At 68.5% G+C, this 24,255-nt stretch carries 26 protein-coding genes; 13 read left to right on the top strand and 13 right to left on the bottom strand.

From position 1 onward, the window contains the following. Window positions 1-39: 39 nt before the first annotated feature. Window positions 40-1,077, bottom strand: a complete 1,038-nt coding sequence (locus tag GTH22_RS10865) for a rod shape-determining protein (protein WP_252945211.1) — start codon at window positions 1,075-1,077, stop codon at window positions 40-42. Window positions 1,078-1,293: 216 nt separating this feature from the next. Here GTH22_RS10865 and GTH22_RS10860 point away from each other — a divergent pair, with 216 nt between their 5' ends. Beyond that, window positions 1,294-1,959, top strand: coding sequence for a DUF2161 domain-containing phosphodiesterase (locus GTH22_RS10860; protein ID WP_252945210.1), 666 nt, complete (start codon window positions 1,294-1,296; stop codon window positions 1,957-1,959). 5 nt (window positions 1,960-1,964) lie between these two features. On the opposite strand, the gene GTH22_RS10855 is transcribed toward GTH22_RS10860, so the two are convergent. The 7 genes from GTH22_RS10855 to GTH22_RS10825 all read right to left on the bottom strand — a co-directional run bounded on the left by GTH22_RS10855 (window position 1,965) and on the right by GTH22_RS10825 (window position 8,458). Continuing rightward, on the bottom strand, window positions 1,965-2,399 hold the full coding sequence (locus GTH22_RS10855; RefSeq protein WP_252945209.1) for a MarR family winged helix-turn-helix transcriptional regulator: 435 nt from the start codon (window positions 2,397-2,399) through the stop codon (window positions 1,965-1,967). Then, on the bottom strand, window positions 2,384-2,707 hold the full coding sequence (locus tag GTH22_RS10850) for an antibiotic biosynthesis monooxygenase (RefSeq protein WP_252945208.1): 324 nt from the start codon (window positions 2,705-2,707) through the stop codon (window positions 2,384-2,386). Before GTH22_RS10850 ends, GTH22_RS10855 begins: the two co-directional genes overlap by 16 nt. A gap of 69 nt (window positions 2,708-2,776) precedes the next feature. Beyond that, window positions 2,777-3,523, bottom strand: a complete 747-nt coding sequence (locus GTH22_RS10845; protein ID WP_252945207.1) for an SDR family NAD(P)-dependent oxidoreductase — start codon at window positions 3,521-3,523, stop codon at window positions 2,777-2,779. Continuing rightward, complete coding sequence (locus GTH22_RS10840; RefSeq protein WP_252945206.1) at window positions 3,516-4,967, bottom strand: aldehyde dehydrogenase family protein; 1,452 nt, start codon at window positions 4,965-4,967, stop codon at window positions 3,516-3,518. The genes GTH22_RS10845 and GTH22_RS10840 overlap by 8 nt, the downstream gene beginning before the upstream one ends. Before the next feature lie 152 nt (window positions 4,968-5,119). Beyond that, window positions 5,120-6,655: an ABC transporter ATP-binding protein gene (locus GTH22_RS10835; protein WP_252945205.1), complete on the bottom strand. Its 1,536-nt coding sequence runs from the start codon at window positions 6,653-6,655 to the stop codon at window positions 5,120-5,122. Next, window positions 6,652-7,473: an ABC transporter permease gene (locus tag GTH22_RS10830; RefSeq protein WP_252945204.1), complete on the bottom strand. Its 822-nt coding sequence runs from the start codon at window positions 7,471-7,473 to the stop codon at window positions 6,652-6,654. Before GTH22_RS10830 ends, GTH22_RS10835 begins: the two co-directional genes overlap by 4 nt. 37 nt (window positions 7,474-7,510) lie before the next feature. Further along, window positions 7,511-8,458: an ABC transporter permease gene (locus GTH22_RS10825; protein ID WP_252945203.1), complete on the bottom strand. Its 948-nt coding sequence runs from the start codon at window positions 8,456-8,458 to the stop codon at window positions 7,511-7,513. 211 nt (window positions 8,459-8,669) lie between these two features. Here GTH22_RS10825 and GTH22_RS10820 point away from each other — a divergent pair, with 211 nt between their 5' ends. The 8 genes from GTH22_RS10820 (at window position 8,670) to GTH22_RS10790 (ending at window position 15,535) form a co-directional block, all read left to right on the top strand. Further along, a complete protein-coding gene (locus GTH22_RS10820) occupies window positions 8,670-9,872 on the top strand; it encodes an aminopeptidase P family protein (RefSeq protein WP_252945202.1) in 1,203 nt (400 codons plus the stop codon). A 62-nt stretch (window positions 9,873-9,934) separates the two neighbouring features. Continuing rightward, window positions 9,935-10,387: an NUDIX hydrolase gene (locus GTH22_RS10815; protein WP_252945201.1), complete on the top strand. Its 453-nt coding sequence runs from the start codon at window positions 9,935-9,937 to the stop codon at window positions 10,385-10,387. 87 nt (window positions 10,388-10,474) lie between these two features. Then, window positions 10,475-10,606: a hypothetical protein gene (locus GTH22_RS22100; protein ID WP_256471576.1), complete on the top strand. Its 132-nt coding sequence runs from the start codon at window positions 10,475-10,477 to the stop codon at window positions 10,604-10,606. Window positions 10,607-10,693: 87 nt separating this feature from the next. After that, window positions 10,694-12,259: a 2-isopropylmalate synthase gene (locus GTH22_RS10810; RefSeq protein ID WP_252945200.1), complete on the top strand. Its 1,566-nt coding sequence runs from the start codon at window positions 10,694-10,696 to the stop codon at window positions 12,257-12,259. A gap of 132 nt (window positions 12,260-12,391) precedes the next feature. Next, entirely contained in the window at window positions 12,392-13,120 is a 729-nt protein-coding gene (locus GTH22_RS10805; RefSeq protein ID WP_252945199.1) for a glucose 1-dehydrogenase, read from the top strand. Beyond that, entirely contained in the window at window positions 13,117-14,019 is a 903-nt protein-coding gene (locus tag GTH22_RS10800) for a hypothetical protein (RefSeq protein ID WP_252945198.1), read from the top strand. The genes GTH22_RS10805 and GTH22_RS10800 overlap by 4 nt, the downstream gene beginning before the upstream one ends. Before the next feature lie 9 nt (window positions 14,020-14,028). Continuing rightward, window positions 14,029-14,469 (top strand): hypothetical protein, encoded by a 441-nt coding sequence (locus tag GTH22_RS10795; protein ID WP_252945197.1) that lies wholly within the window; start codon window positions 14,029-14,031, stop codon window positions 14,467-14,469. Between the two features lie 76 nt (window positions 14,470-14,545). Continuing rightward, window positions 14,546-15,535: a P1 family peptidase gene (locus tag GTH22_RS10790; RefSeq protein ID WP_252945196.1), complete on the top strand. Its 990-nt coding sequence runs from the start codon at window positions 14,546-14,548 to the stop codon at window positions 15,533-15,535. Window positions 15,536-15,543: 8 nt separating this feature from the next. Here the strand turns inward: GTH22_RS10790 and GTH22_RS10785 are convergent, their stop codons facing one another. The 3 genes from GTH22_RS10785 to GTH22_RS10775 form a co-directional block, all read right to left on the bottom strand. Then, window positions 15,544-16,302: a FadR/GntR family transcriptional regulator gene (locus GTH22_RS10785; protein ID WP_252945195.1), complete on the bottom strand. Its 759-nt coding sequence runs from the start codon at window positions 16,300-16,302 to the stop codon at window positions 15,544-15,546. 131 nt (window positions 16,303-16,433) lie between these two features. Beyond that, window positions 16,434-17,069: an OmpA family protein gene (locus GTH22_RS10780; protein WP_252945194.1), complete on the bottom strand. Its 636-nt coding sequence runs from the start codon at window positions 17,067-17,069 to the stop codon at window positions 16,434-16,436. Window positions 17,070-17,270: 201 nt separating this feature from the next. Then, complete coding sequence (locus GTH22_RS10775) at window positions 17,271-18,137, bottom strand: bifunctional helix-turn-helix domain-containing protein/methylated-DNA--[protein]-cysteine S-methyltransferase (RefSeq protein ID WP_252945193.1); 867 nt, start codon at window positions 18,135-18,137, stop codon at window positions 17,271-17,273. Window positions 18,138-18,369: 232 nt separating this feature from the next. Between GTH22_RS10775 and nth the strand changes: the two genes are divergently transcribed. Beyond that, the gene (gene nth / locus GTH22_RS10770; RefSeq protein ID WP_252945192.1) at window positions 18,370-19,017 is read left to right on the top strand and encodes an endonuclease III; all 648 of its coding nucleotides are present in this window, start codon (window positions 18,370-18,372) and stop codon (window positions 19,015-19,017) included. After that, entirely contained in the window at window positions 19,014-20,009 is a 996-nt protein-coding gene (locus GTH22_RS10765; RefSeq protein ID WP_252945191.1) for a PfkB family carbohydrate kinase, read from the top strand. Before nth ends, GTH22_RS10765 begins: the two co-directional genes overlap by 4 nt. Before the next feature lie 78 nt (window positions 20,010-20,087). Here GTH22_RS10765 and GTH22_RS10760 read toward each other — a convergent pair whose 3' ends face one another. Further along, the gene (locus GTH22_RS10760; RefSeq protein ID WP_252945190.1) at window positions 20,088-20,915 is read right to left on the bottom strand and encodes an SDR family NAD(P)-dependent oxidoreductase; all 828 of its coding nucleotides are present in this window, start codon (window positions 20,913-20,915) and stop codon (window positions 20,088-20,090) included. A gap of 84 nt (window positions 20,916-20,999) precedes the next feature. Here GTH22_RS10760 and GTH22_RS10755 point away from each other — a divergent pair, with 84 nt between their 5' ends. After that, on the top strand, window positions 21,000-21,602 hold the full coding sequence (locus GTH22_RS10755) for a TetR/AcrR family transcriptional regulator (RefSeq protein WP_252945189.1): 603 nt from the start codon (window positions 21,000-21,002) through the stop codon (window positions 21,600-21,602). Between the two features lie 106 nt (window positions 21,603-21,708). Here GTH22_RS10755 and GTH22_RS10750 read toward each other — a convergent pair whose 3' ends face one another. Further along, on the bottom strand, window positions 21,709-22,527 hold the full coding sequence (locus GTH22_RS10750; protein ID WP_252945188.1) for a sulfotransferase family protein: 819 nt from the start codon (window positions 22,525-22,527) through the stop codon (window positions 21,709-21,711). 150 nt (window positions 22,528-22,677) lie between these two features. On the opposite strand from GTH22_RS10750, the gene GTH22_RS10745 reads away from it, so the two are divergent. Next, window positions 22,678-24,255 (top strand): DUF5928 domain-containing protein, encoded by a 1,578-nt coding sequence (locus tag GTH22_RS10745; RefSeq protein WP_252945187.1) that lies wholly within the window; start codon window positions 22,678-22,680, stop codon window positions 24,253-24,255.

Below are 24,255 nucleotides of genomic sequence, written 5' to 3'. Positions count from 1 at the left end.
CGGGCAGCCTTTCCGCATGGGCGGCGCCCCCCGGCCGCCTCAGCTGTCGTAGTCTATCACATGCCTGAGCTGTTTTTCATATTCCAGCGCCTTGCCGGTGCCCAGGGCCACACAATTCAGTGACTCGTCGGCCACCGAAATGGCAAGGCCGGTCTGCTCGCGCAGCGCAAGGTCCAGCTCGCCCAGCAGCGCCCCGCCTCCGGTGAGCATCACGCCCCGGTCCACGATATCGGCTGCAAGGTCGGGCGGGGTGGCCTCGAGCGCGGTCATGACCGCCTCGCAGATCTGCTGCACCGGCTCGCTCAGAGCTTCCGAAACCTGCGCCTGGTTGATCTCGGTTTCCTTCGGCACGCCGTTCAACAGGTCGCGCCCCCGGATCATCATGCTCGCGCCACGCCCGTCGTCGGGCATCCGCGCGGTGCCGATGGAGGTCTTGATCCGCTCGGCGGTGCTGTCACCGATCAGGATGTTGTGCTGGCGGCGCAGGTAGCTGACGATCGCCTCGTCCATCCGGTCGCCGCCGACGCGGACGGAGCGGGCATAAACGATGTCACCCAGCGAGAGCACCGCCACCTCGGTGGTGCCGCCGCCGATGTCGACCACCATGTTGCCGGTCGGATCGGTGATCGGCATCCCGGCCCCGATGGCCGCCGCGATCGGCTCGGCAATCAGCCCGGCCCGGCGCGCGCCTGCGCTCAGCACCGACTGGCGAATGGCCCGCTTCTCCACCGGCGTCGCGCCATGGGGCACGCAAACGATGATCTTGGGCTTGGTGAAGGTGGTGCGCTTGTGCACCTTGCGGATGAAGTGCTTGATCATCTCCTCGGCGGTGTCGAAGTCGGCAATCACGCCCTCGCGCATCGGCCGGATCGCCTCAATGCTGCCGGGCGTTCGGCCCAGCATCAGCTTGGCATCCTCACCCACTGCCAGCACTTCCTTGCGCCCGCCCTTGGTGTGATAGGCCACCACGGAAGGTTCGTTGAGGATAACCCCTCGCCCCTTCACGTAAACCAGCGTGTTGGCGGTGCCGAGGTCGATCGCCATGTCTGACGAAAAAAGACCGCTCAGAAATGCCATTCCAATTTCACCCCTGCCCTCAAACCAAAGCCCTCAAGGGCACGACTCGGGCCGCCCCCTCGGAACTTTTGGCTTATAGGGGCATGGGGCGAGGGGCGGCAAGGGGGGCTGGATCGACAACACGGCAAGTTGCTGCCGGGCGCCTTGCGGCTTCGTCGCGCTGCCAGGGCCATGGCGCCTCTTCGCAGCGGCGCCCGGAGGGGCTAAACTCTGCCCATGGCGGAGATAAAACCAAAAGAGCAGGATCTCTACGCGCCGGTCAAATCGCTCCTTGAGGCCCAGGGCTACGAGGTGAAGGGCGAGGTCGGTGCCGCAGATGTGGTCGCGGTGCGCGAAAACGAGGCGCCGGTCGTGGTCGAGCTCAAGCTCGCCTTCTCCCTCGCCCTCGTCCACCAGGGCATTGCCCGCCAGTCGCTCACCGATGCCGTCTACCTCGCCGTGCCGCGCGGGCAGGGCCGCCGCTGGCTCTCCGCGATGAAGCAGCACAAGACCCTCTGCCGCCGTCTCGGCCTCGGCCTCATCTACGTGCGCCTCGCCGACGGCCACACCCAGATCGCGCTCGACCCGGCCCCCTACCAGCCCCGCAAGTCCGCCCCCCGCAAGAGCCGCCTGCTGCGTGAGTTCGCCCGCCGCGAGGGCGACCCCAACCTCGGCGGCGCGGCCCGCAACGGCAGCATCGTCACCGCCTACCGGCAGGATGCGATCCGCCTTGCCGAGCACCTCGCTGCCCATGGCCCCAGCCGGGGCGCGGCGGTGGCGCGGGAAACCGGCGTCGAAAAGGCCACCCGGATGATGGCCGATGACCACTACGGATGGTTCGAGCGGGTCGAAAAGGGGGTCTATGCCCTCAGCCCCAACGGGGCCAAGGCGCTGGAAGGGTAGGGGGCTCAGCCGCGCGGATCGAGCTCGGGGTTCTCGGCAAAGAAGGCCGCATCATGATCGGCGGTGGTGCCGAGCGCGCTGGCAAGCGTCTCGCGGCCCTCCTGCGTCAGCGACACCGCCATCGCCCGCCGGTCGCGCTGCGAAGGCACCCGGGCGAGCAGGCCCATGGTTTCGAGTTTGCGCACGAGCCCCGAAATATGCATCCGCTCCATCCCCGAGAAATCCGCGATCCGCTGCTGGCTCACCGCGCCGCCCTCCCGCGTCAGCCAGCCGGTGACGGCAAGGATCGAAAACAGCGGCTGGGTCAGCCCATGGGGCAGCAGCGCCGCCGACAGGCTGCGCTGCCACGCGAGGAACCCGCGCCACAGCAGCAGGCCCGAACTGTCGGCAGGGCTCTTGTAGCCGGCGCGGGAGAAAGCGGCGGTCAGCTCCGGTGGCATGACAGCGCCTCGTAGAGCACCGGGCTGAAGCTGGTGGCAATCTCGCCGCAGGCCCGCATGTGCACCTGCGCCTCCGGGTCGGCCAGCATCGCCTGAAACGCCTCGCGGCTCTCCCATTGCGCGTAGTTCGCAACCCGGGTGCCATCCAGCGACTTGTGGATATTGGCCGAAACGAACCCCGGCACGTGCCGCATCTTCTCTTCGGTGGCCGCGTCGAGCAGCGCAACCAGCGCGTCGGCCTTCTCGGGCGCAACCTCGAAGGTGTTGATCAGCGTCACGATCCCGGCGGCAGGGTCTATGGTGGTCACGGTGTCCTCCATTTGTAAGATACCTTACAAAATGGGGCGGGCGATGAATTTTGTCAATGACCTTACAATTTAGAAGGTCGCCCGCCCGCCCGACTGGTCGAAGCAGGCCCCGGTGGTAAAGCTGGCCTCGGCGGAAGCAAGCCAGCAGACCATGGCGGCGATCTCATCCACCGTGCCGAAGCGGTTCATCGGGATCTTCGACTTCATGAAGGCAATGAACTCCGGCGTCATCTGCTCGAAGATCGGAGATTCCACCGCCGCCGGGGCCACGCAGTTGACCGTCACCGCCGTGTCGGCCAGCTCCTTGCCGAGCGACTTGGTCAGCCCGATGACGGCGGCCTTGGTCGAGGAATAGGCCGGCGCGTTCGGGTTGCCCTCCTTGCCCGCCACCGAGGCCATGTTGACGATCCGACCATAGCCCGCGGCCTTCATCAGCGGCGCGGCCACGCGGTTGCAGTAGAAGACGCCGTGGTAATTGAGGTTTGTCACCGCGTGCCAGTCCTCAAGCGAGTATTCCCACGTCGGCACGTTGGGGCCGGTGATGCCCGCCGAACAGACCAGAATGTCGAGCCCGCCCATCGCCGTCTGCGCCGTCTTCATCGCCGCGTCCACGCCGCCCGCATCGGTCACATCGACCAGCGCCGGGGTGAGCCCCTCCGCCTCGGCTCGCGCCAGCGCGGCCTCGTTCACGTCCCAGACCGTGACCCGCGCCCCTTCAGCCTGCATCCGCAGCGCGGCAGCCAGCCCGATGCCGGAGGCCCCGCCGGTGACGAGGGCCCGCTTGCCGTTGAACCTGCCTTGGAAAACTTCAGTCATGCCGTGCTGCCACCGTCTTGAGAGTTGAAAATCCGTAGAGGGCCTCGAAGCCCTTCTCGCGCCCGTGCCCCGAGCGCCCGACACCGCCGAAGGGCAGCTCCACACCGCCTCCCGCGCCGTAATTGTTGAGAAAGACCTGCCCGGCGCGCAGCCGTTTGGCCATCCGCATCTGCCGTGCCCCGTTGGCCGACCAGACAGAGGCGACCAGCCCGTAGCCGGTGCCGTTGGCAATGGCGATCGCCTCCTCCTCACCCTCGAAGGGGATCATCACCTGCACCGGCCCGAATATCTCTTCCTGCGCCAGCAGGTGGGTCGGGTCGTTGGTGGCAAAGAGGCGAGGCGCGGTGTAGTGCCCGGCTGCCGGGGCGCTGTCGGAGACGCGGCCCGTGGCGAGGGTCTGCAACCCTTCGTCGCGGGATAGGTAGCCCTGCACGATTTGCTTCTGACGCGCCGAGATGAGCGGCCCGAGGTCGGCGTCTTCCAGCGCCGGGGCGGCAATGAGCTTGGCATAGGCCTCCGCCATCCGCGCCATCGCCTCCTCCCAGAGCGGGCGCTCCACGAGGAGGCGCGACGAGGCCGAGCAGGTCTGCCCGGCGTTCTGCAACCCGGCCGACAGCAGGAAGGGCAGCGCCGCGTCGAGGTCGGCATCGGCAAAGACGATCTGGGGCGACTTGCCGCCAAGTTCGAGCGTGACCGGCACGATGTTGACCGCCGCCGCCTGCTGGATCAGCGTGCCGACCCCCGCCGAGCCGGTGAACGACAGGTGGCGCACGCCCGGATTGCGCGACAGCGCCGCGCCCGCTTCCTCTCCGAGGCCCGGCACCACGTTCAGCGCGCCCCGTGGCAGCCCGGCCTCCTGCGCCAGCCGGGCAAAGGCCAGCGCCGTCAGGCAGGCCTCTTCCGCCGGCTTCAGCACGCAGGCATTTCCCATCGCCAGCGCGGCCCCGACCGAGCGCCCGATGATCTGCATCGGGTAGTTCCACGGAATGATATGGCCGGTGACGCCATGGGGCTCGCGCAGGGTGTAGACGGTGTAGCCGTCGAGATAGGGCAGGGTCTGGCCGGTGATCTTGTCGGCGGCGCCGCCGTAGAACTCCATGTAGCGGGCGAGTGCCCTGGCGTCGGCGCGGGCCTGGGTCAGCGGCTTGCCCACGTCGCGGGCCTCCAGCATCGCCAGCGCCTCGCCCCGCGCCTCGATCAGCCGAGAGAGGCGCAACAGGATGCGGCCCCGCTCGGCGGCGGTGAGCCGGCCCCACTCGCCGTCCAGCGCGGTCTGGGCGGCGGCAACCGCATCGGCCACCTCGCGGGCGGAGCATCGGGCGATGGCCCCGATCTCCTCGCCGGTGGAGGGATCCTCGATCGGCAGCGTCGCCTGGGCGGCCTGCCAATGGCCGTCGACGAGATACGCGCTGGGGTCGAACCAGCCTGCGGTGATATCGGACATTCGGGCTCCTCCCCTGGGCGGGAGGTTAGGGCGGCGGCGCGGCCTTGGGAAGAGGGATGGTATACCAACCGGGCACAGGGCAGCCGCGCGTCGCGCGGTGGGGCCGCTTCGCTGCGCTCACCGGCCCCGGGGGTGGCGGGACAAGTCCCGCCCTACGCGGCCAGCACCGGCGCGGCAGAGATCAGGGCGCGGGTGTAGGGGTGGGCGGGGGCGGTGAAGACCTGCCCGGTCTCGCCCTGCTCCACGATCTCGCCGGCCTTCATCACCAGCACCCGGTCGGTCACGTTGCGCACCACCGAAAGGTCATGGCTGATGAACAGGTAGCTCAGGCCCCGCTCGGCCTGCAGATGCGCCAGCAGGTCGAGAATGCGGGCGCGCACTTGCACATCCAGCGCCGACACCGCCTCGTCGAGCACGATCAGCTCGGGGTGGGTGATGAGCGCGCGGGCAATCGCGATGCGCTGGCGCTGCCCGCCCGAAAACTCGTGCGGATACTTCTCCGCATCGCGCTCCGACAGCCCCACATCCCGCAGCGCCGCGGCGATCCGCGCCGGCAGGTCCGCGGGTCTGCCGGTGAGGTGAAACGGCTCCGACACCAGCCGCCCCACCCGGTGGCGCGGGTTGAACGAGCCATAGGGGTCCTGAAACACCACCTGCACCCGCCGCCTGAGGTCAAACCCCATCTCCGGCGTCACCTGCGCCCCGGCCAGCTCGATGGTCCCGCCCTGCAGCGGATCGAGCCCGAGGATCGCGCGGGTCAGCGTGCTCTTGCCGCAGCCGCTCTCGCCCACCAGCCCGAGCGACTCGCCCTGCCTGAGGGCAAAGCTCACCCCGTTCACCGCCCGGAACGGGCCGCGCCGCGTGGGGTATTCGCGGATCGCGCCCGTCACCGTGAGCAGCGGGGCCTCGGTGATCCGGGTCGCGGCCCGGTCGGGCTGGTGCCCGGAGGCCTCGAAGAGCGAGCGCGTATAGGGGTGGCGCCGCGCACGCAGCAGGCTGGCGGCGGGCCCGTGCTCCACCACCTCGCCCGCCTTCATCACCGCGATCTCGTCTGCCATCTCGGCCACCACCGCGAGGTCATGGGTGATCAGCAGCAGCGCCATCCCCTCCTCGCGCACCAGCTCGCGCAGCAGGTCGAGGATCTGCGCCTGCGTGGTGACATCCAGCGCCGTGGTCGGCTCGTCGGCGATCAGCAGCCGGGGGCGCAGGGCGATGGCCATGGCGATGCACACCCGCTGGCGCTGCCCGCCCGATAGCTCGTGCGGATAGCGGCTGTCGGGGATCTCCTTCAGGCCGACCCGGTCGAGCTTGTCGCGCGCGATCCGCGCGGCCTCGCGGCGCGAGGCGGCACCGTGGATGCGCAGGGTCTCGGCCACCTGCGCCCCGATCTGCTTCATCGGGTTCAGCGCCGTCATCGGCTCCTGGAAGATCATGCCGATCTCGTTGCCGCGCAGCGCACAGAGCCGGCGCTCGGAGGCCTGCCGCAGATCCTCCCCATCCAGCAGGGCCGCGCCGGTGGTCTTCGCGCCATGGGGCAGCAGCCCGATGATCGACAGCGCCGTCATCGACTTGCCCGAGCCGCTCTCGCCCACCAGCCCGAGGATCCGGCCCGGGGCGAGCGACAGGCTCACATCCCGCAGGATCGGGGTGCCGTGGATGGCGAGCGAAAGACCGTCCAGCGCAATCATTGCACCGCCCTGCGCAGCCGCGGATCGAGCATGTCGCGCAGCCCGTCGCCCATCAGGTTGAGGCCAAGCACCGTGGCCACGATGCAGAAGGCCGGCGCCATGGCGAGGCGCGGCACGCTGTAAAAGAAGGTCTGCGCATCCGCCAGCATCCGCCCCCAGCTCGGCGTCGGCGGCTGCGCCCCGAGGCCAACGTAGGACAGGCCCGCCTCGGCAAGGATGCCGAGCGAAAACTGGATCGTCGCCTGCACCACCAGCAGGTTGGCAATGTTGGGCAGGATGTGTTCGGCCGAGATGCGGGCGCGGGATTTTCCGGCGACGCGGGCGGCAAGGATGAACTCGCGCTGCCACACCCCCAGTGCCGCGCCCCGAGCGACCCGGGCAAAGACAGGGATGTTGAAAATCCCGATCGCCAGGATCGCATTCAGCGCCGAGGCCCCGAAGGTGGCGGTGATCAGGATGGCAATGACGAGGGAGGGGAAGGCAAACACCAGGTCGTTGCCACGCATGATCACCTCGTCGAGCAGCGAGCCCCGCGAGGCGGCCGCCGTCAGCCCCAGCGGCACCCCGATCGCCAGCCCGATGGTCACCGCCACCAGTGCCACGCTGAGCGAGGTCCGCGCGCCCGCCATCAGCAAGGAGAGCATGTCGCGCCCCAGATGGTCGGTGCCCAGCGGATGCGCCGCCGAGGGCGGCAGCAGCTTGTTCGATACCACGATGTCCAGCACCGAATGGGGCGTCCAGACCAGCGACAGCAGCGCGGCGAGGGTGAACAGCGCGGTCAGCGCAGCGCCGAAGGTGAGCTGGAGCGGCAGCCTCATCGCGTGGCCCCCGCCCCGCATGGCGCACCCACCGCGCTCACCGCCGCCTCCGCAGCCGCGGATCGGCGAGGCCATAGGCGATATCGGTCAGAAAGGTCACGCAGATCACCGCGAAGACCAGCAGCATCACCGCGCTCTCCACCACGATCAGGTCGCGCTGGGTGATCGCCTGAAATATCAGGCGCCCGAGCCCGGGCAGGTAGAACACGTTCTCGATGATGATCGCCCCCGCCAGCAGGAACGAAAACTGCAACCCGAGGATCGTCAGCACCGGCACCAGCGCATTGCGCAGCGCATGGCGCACCAGTGCCTGCCGGCGCGACAGGCCCTTGGCGCGCGCGGTACGGATGAACTCCTGCCCCAGCACCTCGATCAGCGCCGAGCGCATGACCCGCGCAAGGATCGAAGCCTGCGGCAGCGCCAGCGCCACCGCCGGAAGGGTCAGCGCCTTCAGGCCCGGCCAGAGGCCCGCATTCCAGCCCGGAAACCCGCCTGCCGGAAAGAACGGCAGCGTGATGGCGAAGGCCAGCACCAGCAGCATCCCGAACCAGAAGTTGGGCACCGCGATGCCAAGCTGGGTCAGCCCCATCACCCCGTAATCCGCCGCCCGGCCCCGAAAGGCGGCCGCCAGCAGGCCGACCGGAATGGCCAGCACGGTCGAGAGCACCAGCGCATAGGCCGCCAGCGGGGCCGACACCGCGAGGCGGTCGGCAATCAGCCCCTCCACCGGCACGCGGTAGGTGTAGGAGGTGCCCATGTCGCCCGTCATCAGCCCGGTGATCCAGCGCAGGTAGCGCTCCGGCGTGCTGCCATCGAGGCCAAGCTCGCTGCGCAGCGCGGCCACGGTCTCCTCGCTGGCGTTCAGCCCCAGCATGAAGGAGGCCGGATCGCCCGGAATGACCTCGAGCATGAAGAAGATCACCACGCTCGCCGCCACCAGCGAAAGCGCAAGAGAGACCAGTCGGGAGGCAAGGTAGCGGGCCATGGAGGGACGCTAAGCGATTGACCCGGCGGGGGGAAGTGGGGCCGGGCAGGGCGGGCGCATTGCGCCCTGCGGGCTTGGCACCGCCCGCGCTCCATGCCACTCTGCCCGCGCCCGGGGTGATGGCGTCACCCCCGCACGGGCCTTCTCCGTCCTGAACGCCGGGACCATTCCTGACCGAATGGGCCCTGCAAGCGGCCCGGAAAGGCACCAGATGACAGACCGCCCCGCCTTTTACCGCTTCGACAACGGCCCCAAGGCCCCGCTCCCCTTTTCGCCTGAGGAGTATGAAGGCCGCCTTGCCCGGCTCCGCGCGGTGATGGATGAGGCCGGCGTCGAGGCGGTGCTCTTCACCTCGATGCACAACATCGCCTACTACTCGGGCTTCCTCTATTGTGCCTTCGGCCGCCCCTTCGGCCTCGTCGTCACACCCCGCACCTCCGTCGTCATCAGCGCCGGCATCGACGGCGGCCAACCGGCCCGGCGCTGCCACGGCGAGGCGCTCACCTATACCGACTGGGCCAGAGACAACTTCTGGCGCGCGGTGGCCCATGTCACCGGCGAGGGCCGGGTGCTCGGCTTCGAGGGCGATCACCTGACCGTTGCCCAGCGCGCGGCGATGGAGAGTTTCCTCGCCCCGGTCTCGGTCGACATCGCCGGGCAAGTCATGGCCCTGCGCATGGTCAAGAGCCCGGCCGAGATCGCCCTGATCCGCGAGGGCGCCCGCATCGCAGACCTCGGCGGCGCGGCGATCCGCAACGCCATCGGGCGCGGCGTGCGCGAGATCGACGTGGCCATGGCGGGCCGCGACGCGATGGAGGCCGAAATCGCCCGCAGCTTCCCCGATGCCGAGTATCGCGACACCTGGGTCTGGTTCCAGTCCGGCCTCAACACCGACGGGGCGCACAACCCGGTCACCTCCCGGGCGCTCCAGCGCGGCGACATCCTCAGCCTCAACTGCTTTCCCATGATCTCGGGCTATTACACCGCCCTCGAACGCACCCTCTTTCTGGGCGAGGTCGACCCGGCCTCGCTCGGCTTCTGGCAGGCCAACGTGGCAGCCCACGAACTCGGCCTGTCGCTGCTCAAGCCCGGCGCGCGCTGCAACGAGGTGACGGAACGGCTCAACGCCTTCTACGCCGAGAGCGACCTGCTGAAGTATCGCAGCTTCGGCTACGGCCATTCCTTCGGCCTGCTGTCGCACTACTATGGCCGCGAGGCCGGGCTGGAGCTGCGCGAAGATATCGACACGGTGCTGCAACCGGGCATGGTGATCTCGATGGAGCCGATGCTGACCATCCCCGAAGGCATTCCCGGGGCAGGGGGCTACCGCGAGCACGACATCCTTATCATCACCGAGGAGGGGGCCGAGAACATCACCGGCTTCCCCTACGGCCCGGAACGCAACGTGGTCTGACCCTCGCCAGCCGCCCCACCATCCATCTCGCCTCGCCCCGGCGGCCGTGCTAGTCCCGCCGCATGACCACCTGGCGCCCACTCCCGCGGATCCGCGTTCTCGCCATCGGCCTCGCATGGCGCGGCACCGCGCTGCTTGCGGCCGAGGTGCGCGACGATGCCGGGCGGCTCAAGGGCGTGCGCCCGCCCGGCGGCGGCGTGGAATTCGGCGAAAGCTGGCAGGTGGCCCTGCGCCGCGAATGGGCCGAGGAGTTCGGCCTCGAGGTCGCTATCGCCGGCCCCCCGGTCGCGCTCGAGAATATCTACACCCACGAGGGCGAACCGGGCCACGAGGTGGTCTTCGCCGCCCCCGTCACCCTCCCGCCGGGCCCCCACATGACCGCCAACACCATCGAGGCCCGTGAAGACAACGGCCTGCTCTTCACCGCGCGCTGGGTCGAGTTCGCCACCCTCGACACCACCGGCCCCGCGCTCTTCCCCGCCGGGCTCAAGCCCCTGATCCACCCGCCCGCCTGAGCGCACCCGCCCCGCAATCCCGCCGATCCCGCCGCGGCCGGAAATCTCCACTTTCCTTTTCCGATTCCCCGCGTATAACTGGCCCCCATGACGCAACAGCGCCACAACCAGCCCCGGGCCATCGCCATCGCCCGTCAGGAGGAAGCCACCCGGCTTCCCCTTCTCGCTGTTGTCGCCCTGCCGCTTGCCGGCCTGCTTCTTCTGCTTACCTGCCTCTGAGCGTGCCTTTTCGGCGCGACCGCTCAGAGGTATAGACGCGCCAAAGCACAGCAGATCCAAAGAACAGCAAGCCAGAGAGTTACTCCCATGTCCGACGCAAACCGCGTATTGATCTTCGACACCACCCTGCGTGACGGCGAGCAATCGCCCGGTGCCACCATGTCTCACGACGAGAAGCTGGAAATCGCCGCGCTGCTCGACGAAATGGGCGTGGATATCATCGAAGCCGGGTTTCCCATCGCCTCCGAAGGCGACTTTGCCGCCGTCTCCGAAATCGCCCGCGCCGCGCAGAACGCCACAATCTGCGGCCTGGCGCGCGCCAATCTCAAGGATATCGACCGCTGCTGGGAGGCGGTGAAACACGCGAAATCCCCGCGCATCCACACCTTCATCGGCACCTCGCCGCTGCATCGCCAGATCCCCAACCTGACGATGGATGAAATGGCGGACCGCATCCACGAGACCGTCACCCACGCCCGCAACCTCTGCGACAACGTGCAATGGTCGCCCATGGATGCCACCCGCACCGAGTGGGAGTATCTCTGCCGCGTCATCGAGATCGCCATCAAGGCCGGGGCCACCACCATCAACATCCCCGATACTGTCGGCTACACCGCCCCGCGCGAGAGCGCCGCGCTGATCTCCCGCCTGATCGAAACCGTGCCCGGCGCCGCCGACGTGGTGTTTGCCACCCACTGTCACAACGATCTGGGCATGGCCACGGCCAACTCGCTGGCCGCCGTCGAGGCGGGCGCGCGCCAGATCGAATGCACCATCAACGGCCTCGGTGAGCGCGCCGGCAACACCGCGCTGGAGGAGGTGGTCATGGCCATGAAGACCCGCCATGACATCATGCCCTTCACCACCGGCGTCGACAGCCGCAAGATCATGCACATCTCCCGCCGCGTCGCCGCCGTCTCCGGCTTCGCGGTGCAGCCCAACAAGGCCATCGTCGGCAAGAACGCCTTTGCCCACGAGAGCGGCATCCACCAGGACGGGATGCTGAAGAACCCCGAGAACTTCGAGATCATGCGCCCCGAAGACGTGGGCCTGTCGGCCACCAACCTGGTGATGGGCAAGCACTCGGGCCGCGCCGCGCTGCGCTCCAAGCTGGCCGAACTCGGCTACGAGATGGGCGACAACCAGCTCAAGGACGTGTTCGTCCGCTTCAAGGAGCTGGCCGACCGCAAGAAGGAGGTCTTCGACGACGACCTCGTCGCCCTGATGCGCGATGCCTCCGCCGACCCCGAAACCGAGCACCTGAAGCTGAAGTTCCTGCGCGTCGTCTGCGGCACCCAGGCCCCGCAGTCGGCCGATATCACCCTCACCGTCGACGGCGAAGACCAGCAGGCCACCGCCCAGGGCGACGGCCCGGTCGATGCCGCCTTCAACGCCGTCAAGGCGCTCTACCCCCACGGTGCGCGGTTGCAGCTCTACCAGGTCCACGCCGTGACCGAGGGCACCGATGCCCAGGCCACCGTGACCGTGCGGATGGAGGAAGAGGGCGTTCTGGCCACCGGCGAGGCCGCCGATACCGATACCGTGGTCGCCTCCTGCAAGGCCTATGTCACCGCGCTCAACCGCCTGCGGGTGCGCCGCGACAAGCTCGGCGGCAAGGACACCCGCGAGGTCAGCTACAAGGACGCAGGCTGACCCAGCCCCAAGCCGTCACCACAGCCAGACCGGCGGGGCCTTCGGGCCCCGCCTTGCGTTCCGCGCCCCACTTGCCCTTGCACCACGCCGCGCCTTGCCCTCTCATTCGCCCGACACAGGGGAGGAAAGTTCATGCGACTTGAGGGAAAACGCGCCATCGTCACCGGCGGCGGCTCCGGCTTCGGCGCGGGCATCGCGGCCAAGTTCGCCGCCGAGGGGGCACAGGTGCTCGTCACCGACATCAACGCCGAGGCGGCGGCCAGTGTCGCCAGCCGGATCGGCGGGCAGGCCCTCGCCATGGACGTGGCCCGCCTTGCCGACTGGGAGGCCTGCGCCGAAGCGGCCGGGGCGGCGGACATCCTCGTCAACAACGCCGGCGTCACCCACCTTCCCGCCCCGATGGAGGAGGTCTCCGAAGAAGACTTCGACCGGGTCGCCGCGATCAACATGAAGTCCATCTACCTCTCCGCCCGCACCGTGATTGCCGCGATGAAGGGCAGGGGGGCAGGCGCGGTGCTCAACATCGCCTCCACCGCCGGCCTCTCGCCCCGGCCCCGGCTCAACTGGTACAACGCCTCCAAGGGCTGGGTCATCACCGCCACCAAGGCCATGGCCGTCGAGCTTGCGCCCGCCGGTGTCCGCGTCAACGCGCTCTGCCCGGTCGCGGGCGAAACCCCGCTCCTCGCCAGCTTCATGGGCGAAGACACCCCCGAGATGCGCGCCAAGTTCCTCGCCACCATCCCCCTCGGGCGGTTCTCCACCCCCGAAGACCTCGGCGCGGCGGCGGCCTTTCTCTGCTCCGACGAGGCCGGGATGATCACGGGCACCGCCCTGGAGGTCGACGGCGGGCGGTGCATATGACCCTGCCCGCAGCCTGGTGGGCGGTGGTGCACGGGGTGGCCGGGCTTCTGGCGCTGCTGCTCCTCGGCTGGGGCCTCTGGAGCGCAACGGGCGGCGATCCGGGGCTGTTCGGGCTGCTCCTGCGCCGTGTGACCGGCCTGACCGAACCCCTGCTGTTCGCCCTGATCGCGCTCGGCGCCCTCACCGGGCTGCACGGGCGGCCGCATCGCGCCACCTGGGTCGCCCTCACCAGCTTCGCGCTGCTCGCCGTCGCGCTGGGCTTCCTCGGCTACCTGCTCCCCATGGGCCAGCTCGGCTTCTTCCTCGCCGCCCGGGGGCTGGCCTGGCTCGCGGCCCCCTTCACCTCTCCGCTGCTCCTGCCGCTGGCCGTGCTGGCGGTTCTGCTCTGGCACCTCTGCGCGCTCTGGCAGATCCGCCGCCTCCCCCTGCTCGCCACCCTGTTGGCGCTCGCCGCCGCACTCCTCCTCACCACGCCTCCCGCCGCGCCCTTGCCCGGGCCTTTCGCCGCCAGCCCGCTCGGCGCCCCCGCACCCGGGCCCCTCGCCACCCCGGCCCATATCCTCCCCGACACCTGGATGCTGCCGTTCTACGCCATCCTGCGCGCCCTGCCGCACAAGGCAGCGGGCGTCGTGCTCCTGCTGGCGGCGCTCGCCGTCTGGACCGCGCTCCCCTGGCTCGACCGTCACCCCGGCTCCCCCCTGCCCGAAAGACCGGCCAGCGCCGCCATCACCGTGGCCATCGCGCTCTGCCTCCTCGGGCTTCTGGTGCTCGGCGCCATGCCCCCCACACCGGGGGTGCAAACCGGCGCGCTCGCCCTCACCGCAGCCTATTTCGCGCTCTTCCTCCTCGGCTTCCCGCTCGCCTCGCGCCGCTTGCGCCGCGCGCCGCCTCCGGCCTAGGCTCGCGCCATGCTCCTGCGCCTCATCGCCCGCCTGCTCGGCCTCGCCTCCCGCCCCGAGGCCCATCGCGCCGCGCCGCTGCCCCCTGGCACGCGCCGGGTGCACCTGTTCTCGGGCATCCTCGGCAGCGAGGCCGAGGCCATGGGCTACGTCATGCCGCCGATGGAGGGGCCGGTGTCCGATGCCCCCGCGCCCCTGACCGTCGATCTGCCCGGGGCCTTCATCGACCCGGCCCATGTGCAGATGGGCCATGGCAGCGGGGCGGAGCCGCTGCTCGAGCGGGTGTTTGCGGGCGAAATGCTGCTGGACGTGCGCCACATCACCGCCGGATCGGATACCGTGGTGGTGATCGACGAGGCGGCCATGGGCGGCTTCCCCTTCGTGCTCGACGACACCCCGCGCCTCACCTACCACGGCGCCTTCGAGCTGCCCGCGCGGGCCGGAACCTGAGCGCCGCGCGCCTCTTGGTCCTTGCGTGGCCCGCCCACATCGGGGAGAAATTCCACAGGGGTTCAAGGGGGTAACGATGCAGCCGGGTCCACGCAATCTGATCACCGATGTTGCCGGCCTCCGGGTCGGCAATGCCACCAACGCGCAGGTCAAGTCCGGCGTCACCGCGCTGGTGGGCGACGCGCCCTTCACCGCCGCCGTCCACGTCATGGGCGGCGCGCCCGGCACCCGCGAAACCGATCTGCTCGCCCCCGACAAGCTGGTGCAAAAGGTCGATGCCCTCGTGCTCTCCGGCGGCTCCGCCTTCGGGCTCGATGCCGCCTCCGGCGTGGCCGACGGGCTGCGGGCGCAGGGCAGGGGCTATCAGGTGGGCGAGGCCCGCGTGCCCATCGTGCCCGGCGCCATCCTGTTCGACCTGCTGAACGGCGGCGACAAGGGCTGGAAGGACAACCCCTACAAATCCTTGGGCCGCATGGCGCTCGATGCGGCGGGCGGCAGCTTCCGGCTCGGCTCGGTCGGCTGCGGCACCGGCGCCACCACCGCCACGCTGAAGGGCGGGCTCGGCTCGGCCTCCGTGGTGCTCGAAAGCGGCATCACCGTGGGGGCGCTGGTGGGGGTCAATGCGGTCGGCGCGGCCACCGAGGGCCGCGGTCCGCGCTTCTGGGCCGGGGCCTGGGAAATGGGCGAGGAATTCGGCGGCCTCGGCGGCCCCGAGCGCACCGACCCGGGCTACGAGCCCTCGCTGGAGAAAATCGCAGGCGAGGCCACCACCATCGCCATCGTCGCCACCGATGCCGCGCTCGACAAGGCGCAATGCCTGCGCATGGCGGTGGCCGCCCATGACGGCATGGCCCGCGCCCTTGTGCCCTCCCACACGCCTTTCGACGGCGATCTAGTGTTCGGCGCCGCCACTGGCCAGAAGCCGCTGCCCGACCCCGACTGGGACGCGCTGCGCATCGGCCACGCCGCCGCAACCTGCCTCGCCCGCGCCATCGCGCGCGGCGTCTACCACGCCACCCCGGCACCGGCCGACACGCTGCCCACCTGGGCCGAACGCTTCGGCTGACGCGCGGGCTACCGCTCCAGCCGCTGCCGGGCCACCGCGTCATGCCCCTCGGCCCTGACCTGCTCGGCCAGCGCTTGCTCGACGAAATCCAGATGCGCCTCTACCGCGCCCCGCGCCGCCTCCGGGTCGCGGCCGAGCACGGCGCTGGCAATCGCCCGGTGCTGCTCCAGCAGGCGCTCGCGCGTGGGCTGATTGCGGAACATGATCTGCCGGTTGTAGAACACGCCTTCGCGCAGCAGCCCGAACATCGCCCGCATCATGTGCAGCAGCACCACGTTATGGGCCGATTCAAGGATCGCCATGTGAAAGCCCGCATCCAGCTCGGCCTCTTCCTCCGCCGAGCCGCGCCGCCCGTGGGCGGCCTCCATCGCGGCCAGCGCGCGCGCAATCCCCTCGTGATCGCCCGCCGTGCCATGCACCGCAGCCCGCGCCGCCGCCTGCCCCTCAAGGTCGCGCCGAAACCCGATGTAATCCTCCACCGCCTCCCGATGCCCGGCAAACAGCCGCACCAGCGCCGGCGGAAAGACCGAGCGCAGCCCCTCGGGCACAAACACCCCGGCCCCGGCCCGGGCCTCCAGCAACCCCTTGTCCTGCAACGCCCCCAGCGCCTCGCGCAGCGACGGGCGCGACACCCCCATGCGCTCCGCAAGGTCGCGCTCGGCAGGCAGCCGCTCCCCCGGACGCAGCACGCCGCGCAGGATCAACAGCTCGATCTGCTCCACGACCGCCTCGCTGAGGCGGGCGGCGTTGACAGGATGGAATGGCATGAAAAAGCCCCCCGGAAATTGGTCAGGTGATCTGACCACGTTCCGGGGGGAGGGGGCAAGGTGCCCCCGCCACAGGCAGGGCGGGGGCTAAGACGGAGCGGGGCAGGGACAAGCCCCGGTCCGAAATCGCATTAGGTGTTCGGAATGATGACGATCTCGACGCGGCGGTTCTGCGCCCGGCCCGAGGTCGACTGGTTCGACGCGATCGGCTGGCTCTCGCCACGGCCGAAGGCCTGAACCCGGCCCGAGCTGACGCCGCCGTTCAGCAGCACCGAACGCACGGCCAGAGCGCGGCGCTCCGACAGGTCCTGGTTGTAGGCGGCAGAGCCGGTGTTGTCGGTGTGGCCGACGACCTGAACGGTGGTGTTCGGGTAGTCGTTCAGCGACCGGGCCAGCGTGTAGAGGTCATCCTGAAGCGTCGCGTTCAGCGCGGTGCTGTCGGTCGCGAACAGGATATCCTGCGGCATGGTCACGATCAGCCGGTCGCCGGTGTTCACCACCTTGATGCGGCCGTCGAGGTTGTTGTCGAGCTCGCGCGCCTGCTTGTCGAGGTTGGCGCCAATGGCCCCGCCCACGGCAGCGCCTGCGGCGGCCCCGAGCACGGCACCGCGGCGGCGGCTTTCCTCGTCATCGCCAAGCGCCACGCCGGCCAGCGCACCAACGGCGGCCCCGGCAAGGGCGCCGTTCTGGGTTTTCGGGCCTACGCCCTCACAGCCGGCCAGAAAGGTTGCGGCGGCGGCGGAAATCATAAGTGTGTTGCGGATCATGTCTGCTACGGTCCTTGTTGTCGTGTTGGTCCCCATGGACGTCGGGGCTTTAACGCCCTCTGCGCAGCTTCGTTCCTTCAAAATGTGACAGGGCCAACTCGTTTTTGCGTGATCCGCCCGCCTTGAGCAGAAAATCGCCCGCCGACGGGGGCGAATGTTTCAGCCACCGGGGCGATTGTCACATGACGTGATTGCGCCGCCTCAGCCCGCCGCCCGCCCTTCGCTGCGCGCCGCTTCCCAGGCCAGCATCGCCCGCTTCACCGGAACCCCCCAGTGATAGCCGCCCATGCCGCCCGATTTGCGCATCGCGCGATGGCAGGGGATGAGCCAGCTCACCGGGTTGCGCCCCACCGCCGTGCCCACTGCCCGCACCGCCTTGGGCGAACCGACCGCCTTGGCGATCTCGGAATAGGTGGTCACATGGCCCGTGGGCACCCGCATCAGCGCCTCCCAGACCTTGATCTGGAACGGCGCGCCAATGAGGTAGAGCGGCGTCTCCTCCACCCGGCCCTCCGCCCCGAAGGCCCCCAGCACCCATGGCCGCAGCGCCATCGGGTCTTCGATGAAGACCGCGCCCGGCCAGCGGCCCCGCAGATCGTCCATCGCCGCCTCCGGCCCCATCTCGGCGGCCAGCGCAATGCCGCAGATGCCTTTCTCGGTGCCCATCACCAGCGCCGGGCCAAAGGGGCTCTCGAACCAGCCCCAGCGAATTTCCAGCCCCGCCGCGCCCCGCGCATATTCTCCCGGGCTCATCGCCTCCCAGCGCAAAAACAGGTCATGCAGCCGCCCCGAGCCCGAAAGCCCCACCGAGTCCGCCGCCTCCAGCGTGGTGAACCGCTCGCGCAGCAGCGACTTGGCGTGGCCCAGGGTCAGGTATTGCTGATACCGCTTCGGGCTGACCCCCACCCACTGGCTGAACATCCGCTGGAAATGCGCCGGAGACATCCGCATCTCCCCCGCCAGCGCCTCGAGCGTCAACGTGCCCTCCGCCCCGTCGATCACATCGAGCGCGCGGCGCATGACCTGGTAGTGGTAGCTCTCTTCCATCTCTCTCACGGGTGCGTTCATGGCGGTGTCTCCTTCGAGGATAGAGATAGAAACCCCCGCCGCACAGGGCGACCCGGATATTGCGGTAACATCCCTCAGCCATTCCCCGGACGCGGCCACAAGCATCCCCATCCGCCAACGGAAGTCATCCTCGGGCCCGACCCGAGGATCTCCCGCCGCAGCGCGCCCCGGGCCCGAGACGCCCCCCCCAACCCGCTTGCCCAAAACGCGCCCGCAGGGCATTACCCACCTGATGCCCGCGCCCCGCATGACATATCACCAGATCTCCGAGGTCTTCGCCCGCTTCCGCGCCCAGGAGGCCGAGCCGAAAGGCGAGCTGGAGCATACCAACGCCTATACCCTCACCGTCGCCGTCGCCCTTTCGGCCCAGGCCACTGACGCCGGGGTGAACAAGGCCACCCGCGCCCTGTTCGAGATCGCCGACACGCCGCAGAAAATGCTCGACCTCGGGCTCGTGGGCCTCACCGAGCACATCAAGACCATCGGCCTCTTCCGCCAGAAGGCGAAGAACGTGATGAAGCTCTCGCAAATTCTCGTCGATGACTTCGGTGGCGTCGTCCCCAGCTCCCGCGAGGCCCTCACCTCGCTTCCCGGCGTGGGCCGCAAAACCGCCAATGTGGTGCTGAACATGTGGTTCAAGCAACCCGCCCAGGCCGTCGACACCCACATCTTCCGCGTCGGCAACCGCACCGGCATCGCGCCCGGCAAGGATGTCGACGCCGTCGAACGCGCGATAGAAGACCGCATCCCCGCCGAATACCAGCAGCACGCCCACCACTGGCTCATCCTGCACGGCCGCTACACCTGCAAGGCCCGCAAACCGGCCTGCGCCAACTGCATCATCCGCGACATCTGCCTTTACGAGGAGAAGACCCTGTGACCACCCAATATGATGTCGTCGGCATCGGCAACGCCATCGTCGACGTGATCTCCCATGGCGATGACAGCTTCCTCGAGAACATGGGCATCGAAAAGGGCATCATGCAGCTCGTCGAGCAGCGCCGCGCCGAGGTGCTCTATGCCGCGATGGAAGACCGGGTGCAGACCCCGGGCGGCTCGGTGGCCAACACGCTGGCGGGCATCGGCACCCTCGGCCTCGCCACCGCCTTCGTCGGCCGGGTCAAGAACGACGCGCTCGGCCGCTTCTACGCCGAGAACATGGAGGTCGAAGGCACCACCTTCCCCAATCCCCCGGTCGATGACGCCTCCCAGCCCCCCACCTCCCGCTCGATGATCTTCGTCTCCCCCGACGGCGAGCGCTCGATGAACACCTACCTCGGCTGCGGCGCCGAGTTCGGCGAGGAAGACGTTGACCCCTCGGTGATGGAAAACACCCGCTACCTCTTCCTCGAGGGCTACCTCTACGACAAGGACAAGGGCAAACGCGCCTTTACCGCCGCCGCCGAGGCCTGCCACCGGGCGGGCGGCAAGGCGGGCATCACCCTCTCCGACCCGTTCTGCGTCGACCGTCACCGCGACAGCTTCCGCACCCTGATCGAGAACGACATGGATTATACCCTCGGCAACGAGGCCGAGTGGAAATCCCTCTACCAGACCGAAAGCCTCGAAACCGCGCTCTCCGAGGCCGCCGCGATCTGCCCCGTGGTGGTCTGCACCCGCTCAGGTGACCCGGTGATCCTGATCCGCGACGGCGAACGCGTCGAGGTGCCGGTCGAGCGCGTCACCCCTGTCGATGCCACCGGCGCAGGAGACCAGTTCGCCGCCGGCTTCCTCTACGGGCTGGCCACCGGCCAAACTTTGGAAATGTCAGGCCGCATGGGCGTCACCGCCGCCGCCGAAGTCATCCGCCACATCGGCCCCCGCCCCAAACGCCCGCTCCGCGAGGTCTTCCGCGAGGCCGGGCTGCTGTAGGGCGGGACTTGTCCCGCCACCCCCCGCCGCCGCGAAGGTAGGGCGGGACTTGTCCCGCCATGCAAACAAGAGCCCGCGTCAGGCCCGGTTCACCCCGGCCTGAAACCCCTTGTCCCCACCGCGCCTGCATCCCTTTCCGGCGATGATCCGGTCGGCCAGCGCGGGGGATATCCGGTCAATCGCCGCGAGCACCCCGGTCGGCCCCACGAAGACCCGCCTGCGCCCGGCGGCGATGCCCGCGAGCATCTGCCGTGCGGCCTCTTCGGGCGCCATCTTGCGCCGCGCCGGGGCCGAAAGGGTGGTGTCGACCAGCGCCATCACCACCTCGGTCATCTGCATCTCGCGTCCCTCCACCCGCATCAGGCTGCGCAAGCCCCGCGTGGCCGAGCCGAGCGCCGCCTTGCTGGCCGAATAGGCCACCGCCTCGGGCAGCGGCGCAATCGCGAGGCCAGAGGTCACATTGGCCACCATCGGCGCCGGCTTGCGCAGCAGCAGCGGCAGCAAATGCGCGGTGAGGGTGAGCGGCGCGGTGAGGTTGATGGCAAGCTCGCGCGCAATCTCCGCCTGCCGCGGGTCGTCCCCCGGCAGGCCCCTGTCCGCCGGGGTGGTCAGGCGCGTGTGAGTCATGATCGCGGCGTTGTTGATGAGACCGCTGCACGCGGGGTGCTCGGCCGCCACCCAGCGCGCCACCGCCAGCGGCATTTCGGGCCGGGCCAGATCGGCCGCCAGCACATGCACCCGCTCGGGGGCCTGCGCCTTCAGCTCCATCAGCGCCGCCTCGTTGCGCGCCACCGCCAGCACCTCCGCGCCCCGCGCCAGCATCTGCTCCGCCGCCGCCCGCCCGATGCCCCGTGTGGCCCCGGTGATCAGCACGGTCGCGCCCTCGAACTCAAAACCCCGTCCCATAGCGCCACTCCTCTTGCCAAACCCGCGACTGCCCCTAAGATGTGAGCAAATATTCACATCCGCAACTCGCATTCAGGCAGCCCCATGACCTCTCCCGCAACCCCAAGAAAAAAGCCCACACAGGCGCGTTCTCTCGCCACCTGGAACGCCGTGCTCGAAGCGGCGGCTCACATTCTGCGCAAGGCGGGGCCGGGGGCGGTGACAACCAACGCCGTGGCCGAGCGGGCCGGGGTGTCGATCGGCTCGCTCTACCAGTATTTCCCGTCCAAGGAGGCGATCCTCGCCGAGCTGGTGCGTCGGATGAAGCAGGACATGATCGAGGATTTCGCCGAGGTGCTCGACAACCGCGCCCTCTGCGCCGGCCCCTTGCCCGAGCTTGTCCTCGCCCTCATGCGGGCCGGCTGCAAGCACCACGCCCGCGACCCGGAGCTGGCCCGGCGGCTGGAGCAGATCGAGGTCGACATGCAACTCGACGCCGAACTCGCGGCGATGAAGGCCACCATCTCGGCCCGCTTCGTGCAACTCCTGCGCAGCCTCGGCGTTTGCCAGCCCGAGGTGGCCAGCCGCGACCTCGGCGCGATGACCATGGGCATGGCCCACGCCGCGCTTCTGAGCGGAGACGATGATTTCGAGGCCCTCGCCCACCGCATGACCCGCGCCGCGCTGGGCTATCTGGATGGCGCCTGAGGCCGCGCGCCCGGCTCTAGCTCATGGTGGACGTGCAATCGACGTAGGGTGGGTGCAAACCCACCAAGGTTGCAACCCAACGTAGGGTGGGTGCTAACCCACCACCTCAATCCCCAAGCTTCGCGTGCACCTCTTCAAGGTCGATCTCCCCAACCGGCATCTTGTTGCCCGGGTTCTCGAAGTCATACTTGAACAGCTGGAAATCCCGCTTGTAGATCTCATAGACCAGATGCATCGACAGATCGTCGAAGTAATCCTCCACCGGATGCGCCCGCTTCGGCCCGTGGCCCTCGCTCTCGTTGAAGCGCGGAATCTCTTCCAGCTTCACCTCATGCGCCACCTCGATCCGGTCCAACACCGACTGCATTCCCTCGTTGAACTTCTCGGTCCAGAAAATGTTGTCGTAGGTGCCGCCATTGGCGATGAAGGTGCTCACATGGCCCGCCATGGCGCTCCAGTGAATGTCGGGGTCCATCGGGCGGCGCCAGCGGATGGTGTCGCGGGCAAACAGCAGGAAGCGGCGGAAGCTCTTGATCTGGTCGAACTCGAAACCGCTCTCCGGGTCGCCCACCTCGATCCCGTATTTCTGGATCAGCATCGGCACCAGCTTGCCCCGGTAGCGCTTGCCGTTGCGCTGGATGCCGCAGATCTTGTCGAAGAAGCTGGACAGGATCCGCGTGTAGGGGTTGCGCACGCAGGTGAAGGCGTAGCTCTGATGCGCGGTTACATTGGCCTCGATCAGCGGCTGGCTCTCCTCCTGCGCCCACTTGTGCAGGCCCGCCGTGCTGTCGTGGATGTCGCCGTCAAAGAACTTGCCATGGTCGGAGTAGAACATGATCTGCCCGATCGTCGAGCAGGCGCACTTGGGCACCACCCGATACACAACGCTTTCGCTCTCGGTCATCCAAGTGCCGGGAAAGCCCATAGTTCACTGCCTCCAGAGGTCTATTCGGCCGCGAGTTGACCTCCCGGCACCATTGTCGCGGAAATTTACAAGGAAACCCTGTCTTTTCAATCTCTCCTTACGATACTAACCGTAAACAGTGACTTCAAAGCAGGGTAGAAAGCTTCCGACTTGGCCAAAATCGCCTTCATCCTCCTGTGTCACAAGGATCCGGACGCCGTCATCGCCCAGGCCCAGAGCCTGACCGCGGTTGGCGACTACGTGGCGATTCACTTCGATGCCAACGCCCGCGCCGATCACTTTGCCAAGATCCGCGAGGCACTTGGCGAAAACCCCAATGTCACCTTCGCCCGCAAGCGGATCAAATGCGGCTGGGGGGAGTGGAGCCTCGTGCAGGCCACGCTGAACGCGGTGGAGTCCGCCGTGCAGGCCTTCCCCCGCGCCACCCATTTCTACATGCTCTCGGGCGATTGCCAGGCAATCAAATCGGCCGAATACGCCCACGAGTTTCTCGCCCGCGACGATGCCGACTACATCGAGAGCTTCGACTACTTCAACTCCGATTGGATCAAGACCGGGATGAAGGAAGAGCGGCTGATCTACCGCCACTTCCTCAACGAACGAAAGCACAAGTGGCTGTTCTACCAGTGCCTCGAATGGCAAAAGCGCCTCGGCCTCAGCCGCCCCGTGCCCGCCGACCTGCAGATGATGATCGGCTCGCAATGGTGGTGCCTGCGCCGCCGCACGGTGGAATGGGTGCTCGACTTCACCCGCCAGCGCCGCGACGTGATGCGCTTCTTCCGCACCACCTGGATCCCCGATGAAACCTTCTTCCAGACCATCGTGCGCCACCTCGTCCCCGAGAACGAGATCCGCTGCCGCACCCTGACCTTCCTGATGTTCACCGACTACGGCATGCCGGTGACCTTCTACAACGACCACTACGACCTGCTGCTCAGCCAGGATTTTCTCTTCGCCCGCAAGATCAGCCCCGAGGCCTCCGACCTGAAAAAACGCCTCGGCCAGCTCTATGCCGCCAAGGGCCAGCGCTTCCAGATATCGGGCGAGGGCAGGCGGCTGTTCCACTTCCTCACCGGGCGCGGGCGCATCGGGCGGCGGTTCGCACCCCGCTTCTGGGAGACCGAGGCCAGCCTTGGCCGCGGCCGCGAGCTGATGATCGTGTCCTGCAAGAAATGGCACGTCGCCAAGCGCCTCTGCGAGCGGATCCGCGCCACCACCAACATCCCGGTCATCGAATATCTGTTCAACGAGGAGGGGGCGGAGCTGCCCGATCTCGGCGGCATCCAGACCACGCTCGAAAAGCGCACCCGCCACCGCCGCGCCCTGATGCGGATGCTGTTCGATTATCACGACACCGACCGTCTGGTGATCTGCCTCGATCCCTCCAACATCGACCTGATGCAGGATTTCCAGTCCGACAAATCCGTCACCAAGATGCTCGATCTCGATTGCGACTTCACCGACGAGTACCTGCTCGGCCACGCCCGCCGCGTCGGCCTCGCCGGCGACCAGACCCCGCAGGACACCCTCGAGCGCCTGCTGCCCACGATCCGCTATGATATCGTCTTCGAGAAGGAACGCATCCGCGACGCCGGCTTCGAGCACCTCGAACGCATCCGCGAAAGCGCCAGCGCCGAAGAGAACGTGCCCCCGCTCGCCCGTTTCCTCGATATCCCGATCGACGCGGCCTGGGAAATCGCCTCGACCCCGCATCTCTTTACCGACTGA

This window comes from Oceanicola sp. 502str15, from assembly GCF_024105635.1.
In the GTDB taxonomy this organism is placed as follows: Bacteria; Pseudomonadota; Alphaproteobacteria; order Rhodobacterales; family Rhodobacteraceae; genus Vannielia.
This window is presented reverse-complemented; position numbering and strand designations above follow the sequence as displayed.

Coding starts and splice junctions, on each gene's coding strand:
- GTH22_RS10865 (WP_252945211.1), bottom strand. CDS start 1,077: ATGGCATTTCTGAGCGGTCTTTTTTCGTCAGACATGGCGATCGACCTC.
- GTH22_RS10860 (WP_252945210.1), top strand. CDS start 1,294: ATGGCGGAGATAAAACCAAAAGAGCAGGATCTCTACGCGCCGGTCAAA.
- GTH22_RS10855 (WP_252945209.1), bottom strand. CDS start 2,399: ATGCCACCGGAGCTGACCGCCGCTTTCTCCCGCGCCGGCTACAAGAGC.
- GTH22_RS10845 (WP_252945207.1), bottom strand. CDS start 3,523: ATGACTGAAGTTTTCCAAGGCAGGTTCAACGGCAAGCGGGCCCTCGTC.
- GTH22_RS10840 (WP_252945206.1), bottom strand. CDS start 4,967: ATGTCCGATATCACCGCAGGCTGGTTCGACCCCAGCGCGTATCTCGTC.
- GTH22_RS10835 (WP_252945205.1), bottom strand. CDS start 6,655: ATGATTGCGCTGGACGGTCTTTCGCTCGCCATCCACGGCACCCCGATC.
- GTH22_RS10830 (WP_252945204.1), bottom strand. CDS start 7,473: ATGAGGCTGCCGCTCCAGCTCACCTTCGGCGCTGCGCTGACCGCGCTG.
- GTH22_RS10825 (WP_252945203.1), bottom strand. CDS start 8,458: ATGGCCCGCTACCTTGCCTCCCGACTGGTCTCTCTTGCGCTTTCGCTG.
- GTH22_RS10820 (WP_252945202.1), top strand. CDS start 8,670: ATGACAGACCGCCCCGCCTTTTACCGCTTCGACAACGGCCCCAAGGCC.
- GTH22_RS10815 (WP_252945201.1), top strand. CDS start 9,935: ATGACCACCTGGCGCCCACTCCCGCGGATCCGCGTTCTCGCCATCGGC.
- GTH22_RS22100 (WP_256471576.1), top strand. CDS start 10,475: ATGACGCAACAGCGCCACAACCAGCCCCGGGCCATCGCCATCGCCCGT.
- GTH22_RS10810 (WP_252945200.1), top strand. CDS start 10,694: ATGTCCGACGCAAACCGCGTATTGATCTTCGACACCACCCTGCGTGAC.
- GTH22_RS10805 (WP_252945199.1), top strand. CDS start 12,392: ATGCGACTTGAGGGAAAACGCGCCATCGTCACCGGCGGCGGCTCCGGC.
- GTH22_RS10800 (WP_252945198.1), top strand. CDS start 13,117: ATGACCCTGCCCGCAGCCTGGTGGGCGGTGGTGCACGGGGTGGCCGGG.
- GTH22_RS10795 (WP_252945197.1), top strand. CDS start 14,029: ATGCTCCTGCGCCTCATCGCCCGCCTGCTCGGCCTCGCCTCCCGCCCC.
- GTH22_RS10790 (WP_252945196.1), top strand. CDS start 14,546: ATGCAGCCGGGTCCACGCAATCTGATCACCGATGTTGCCGGCCTCCGG.
- GTH22_RS10785 (WP_252945195.1), bottom strand. CDS start 16,302: ATGCCATTCCATCCTGTCAACGCCGCCCGCCTCAGCGAGGCGGTCGTG.
- GTH22_RS10780 (WP_252945194.1), bottom strand. CDS start 17,069: ATGATCCGCAACACACTTATGATTTCCGCCGCCGCCGCAACCTTTCTG.
- GTH22_RS10775 (WP_252945193.1), bottom strand. CDS start 18,137: ATGAACGCACCCGTGAGAGAGATGGAAGAGAGCTACCACTACCAGGTC.
- nth (WP_252945192.1), top strand. CDS start 18,370: ATGCCCGCGCCCCGCATGACATATCACCAGATCTCCGAGGTCTTCGCC.
- GTH22_RS10760 (WP_252945190.1), bottom strand. CDS start 20,915: ATGGGACGGGGTTTTGAGTTCGAGGGCGCGACCGTGCTGATCACCGGG.
- GTH22_RS10755 (WP_252945189.1), top strand. CDS start 21,000: ATGACCTCTCCCGCAACCCCAAGAAAAAAGCCCACACAGGCGCGTTCT.
- GTH22_RS10750 (WP_252945188.1), bottom strand. CDS start 22,527: ATGGGCTTTCCCGGCACTTGGATGACCGAGAGCGAAAGCGTTGTGTAT.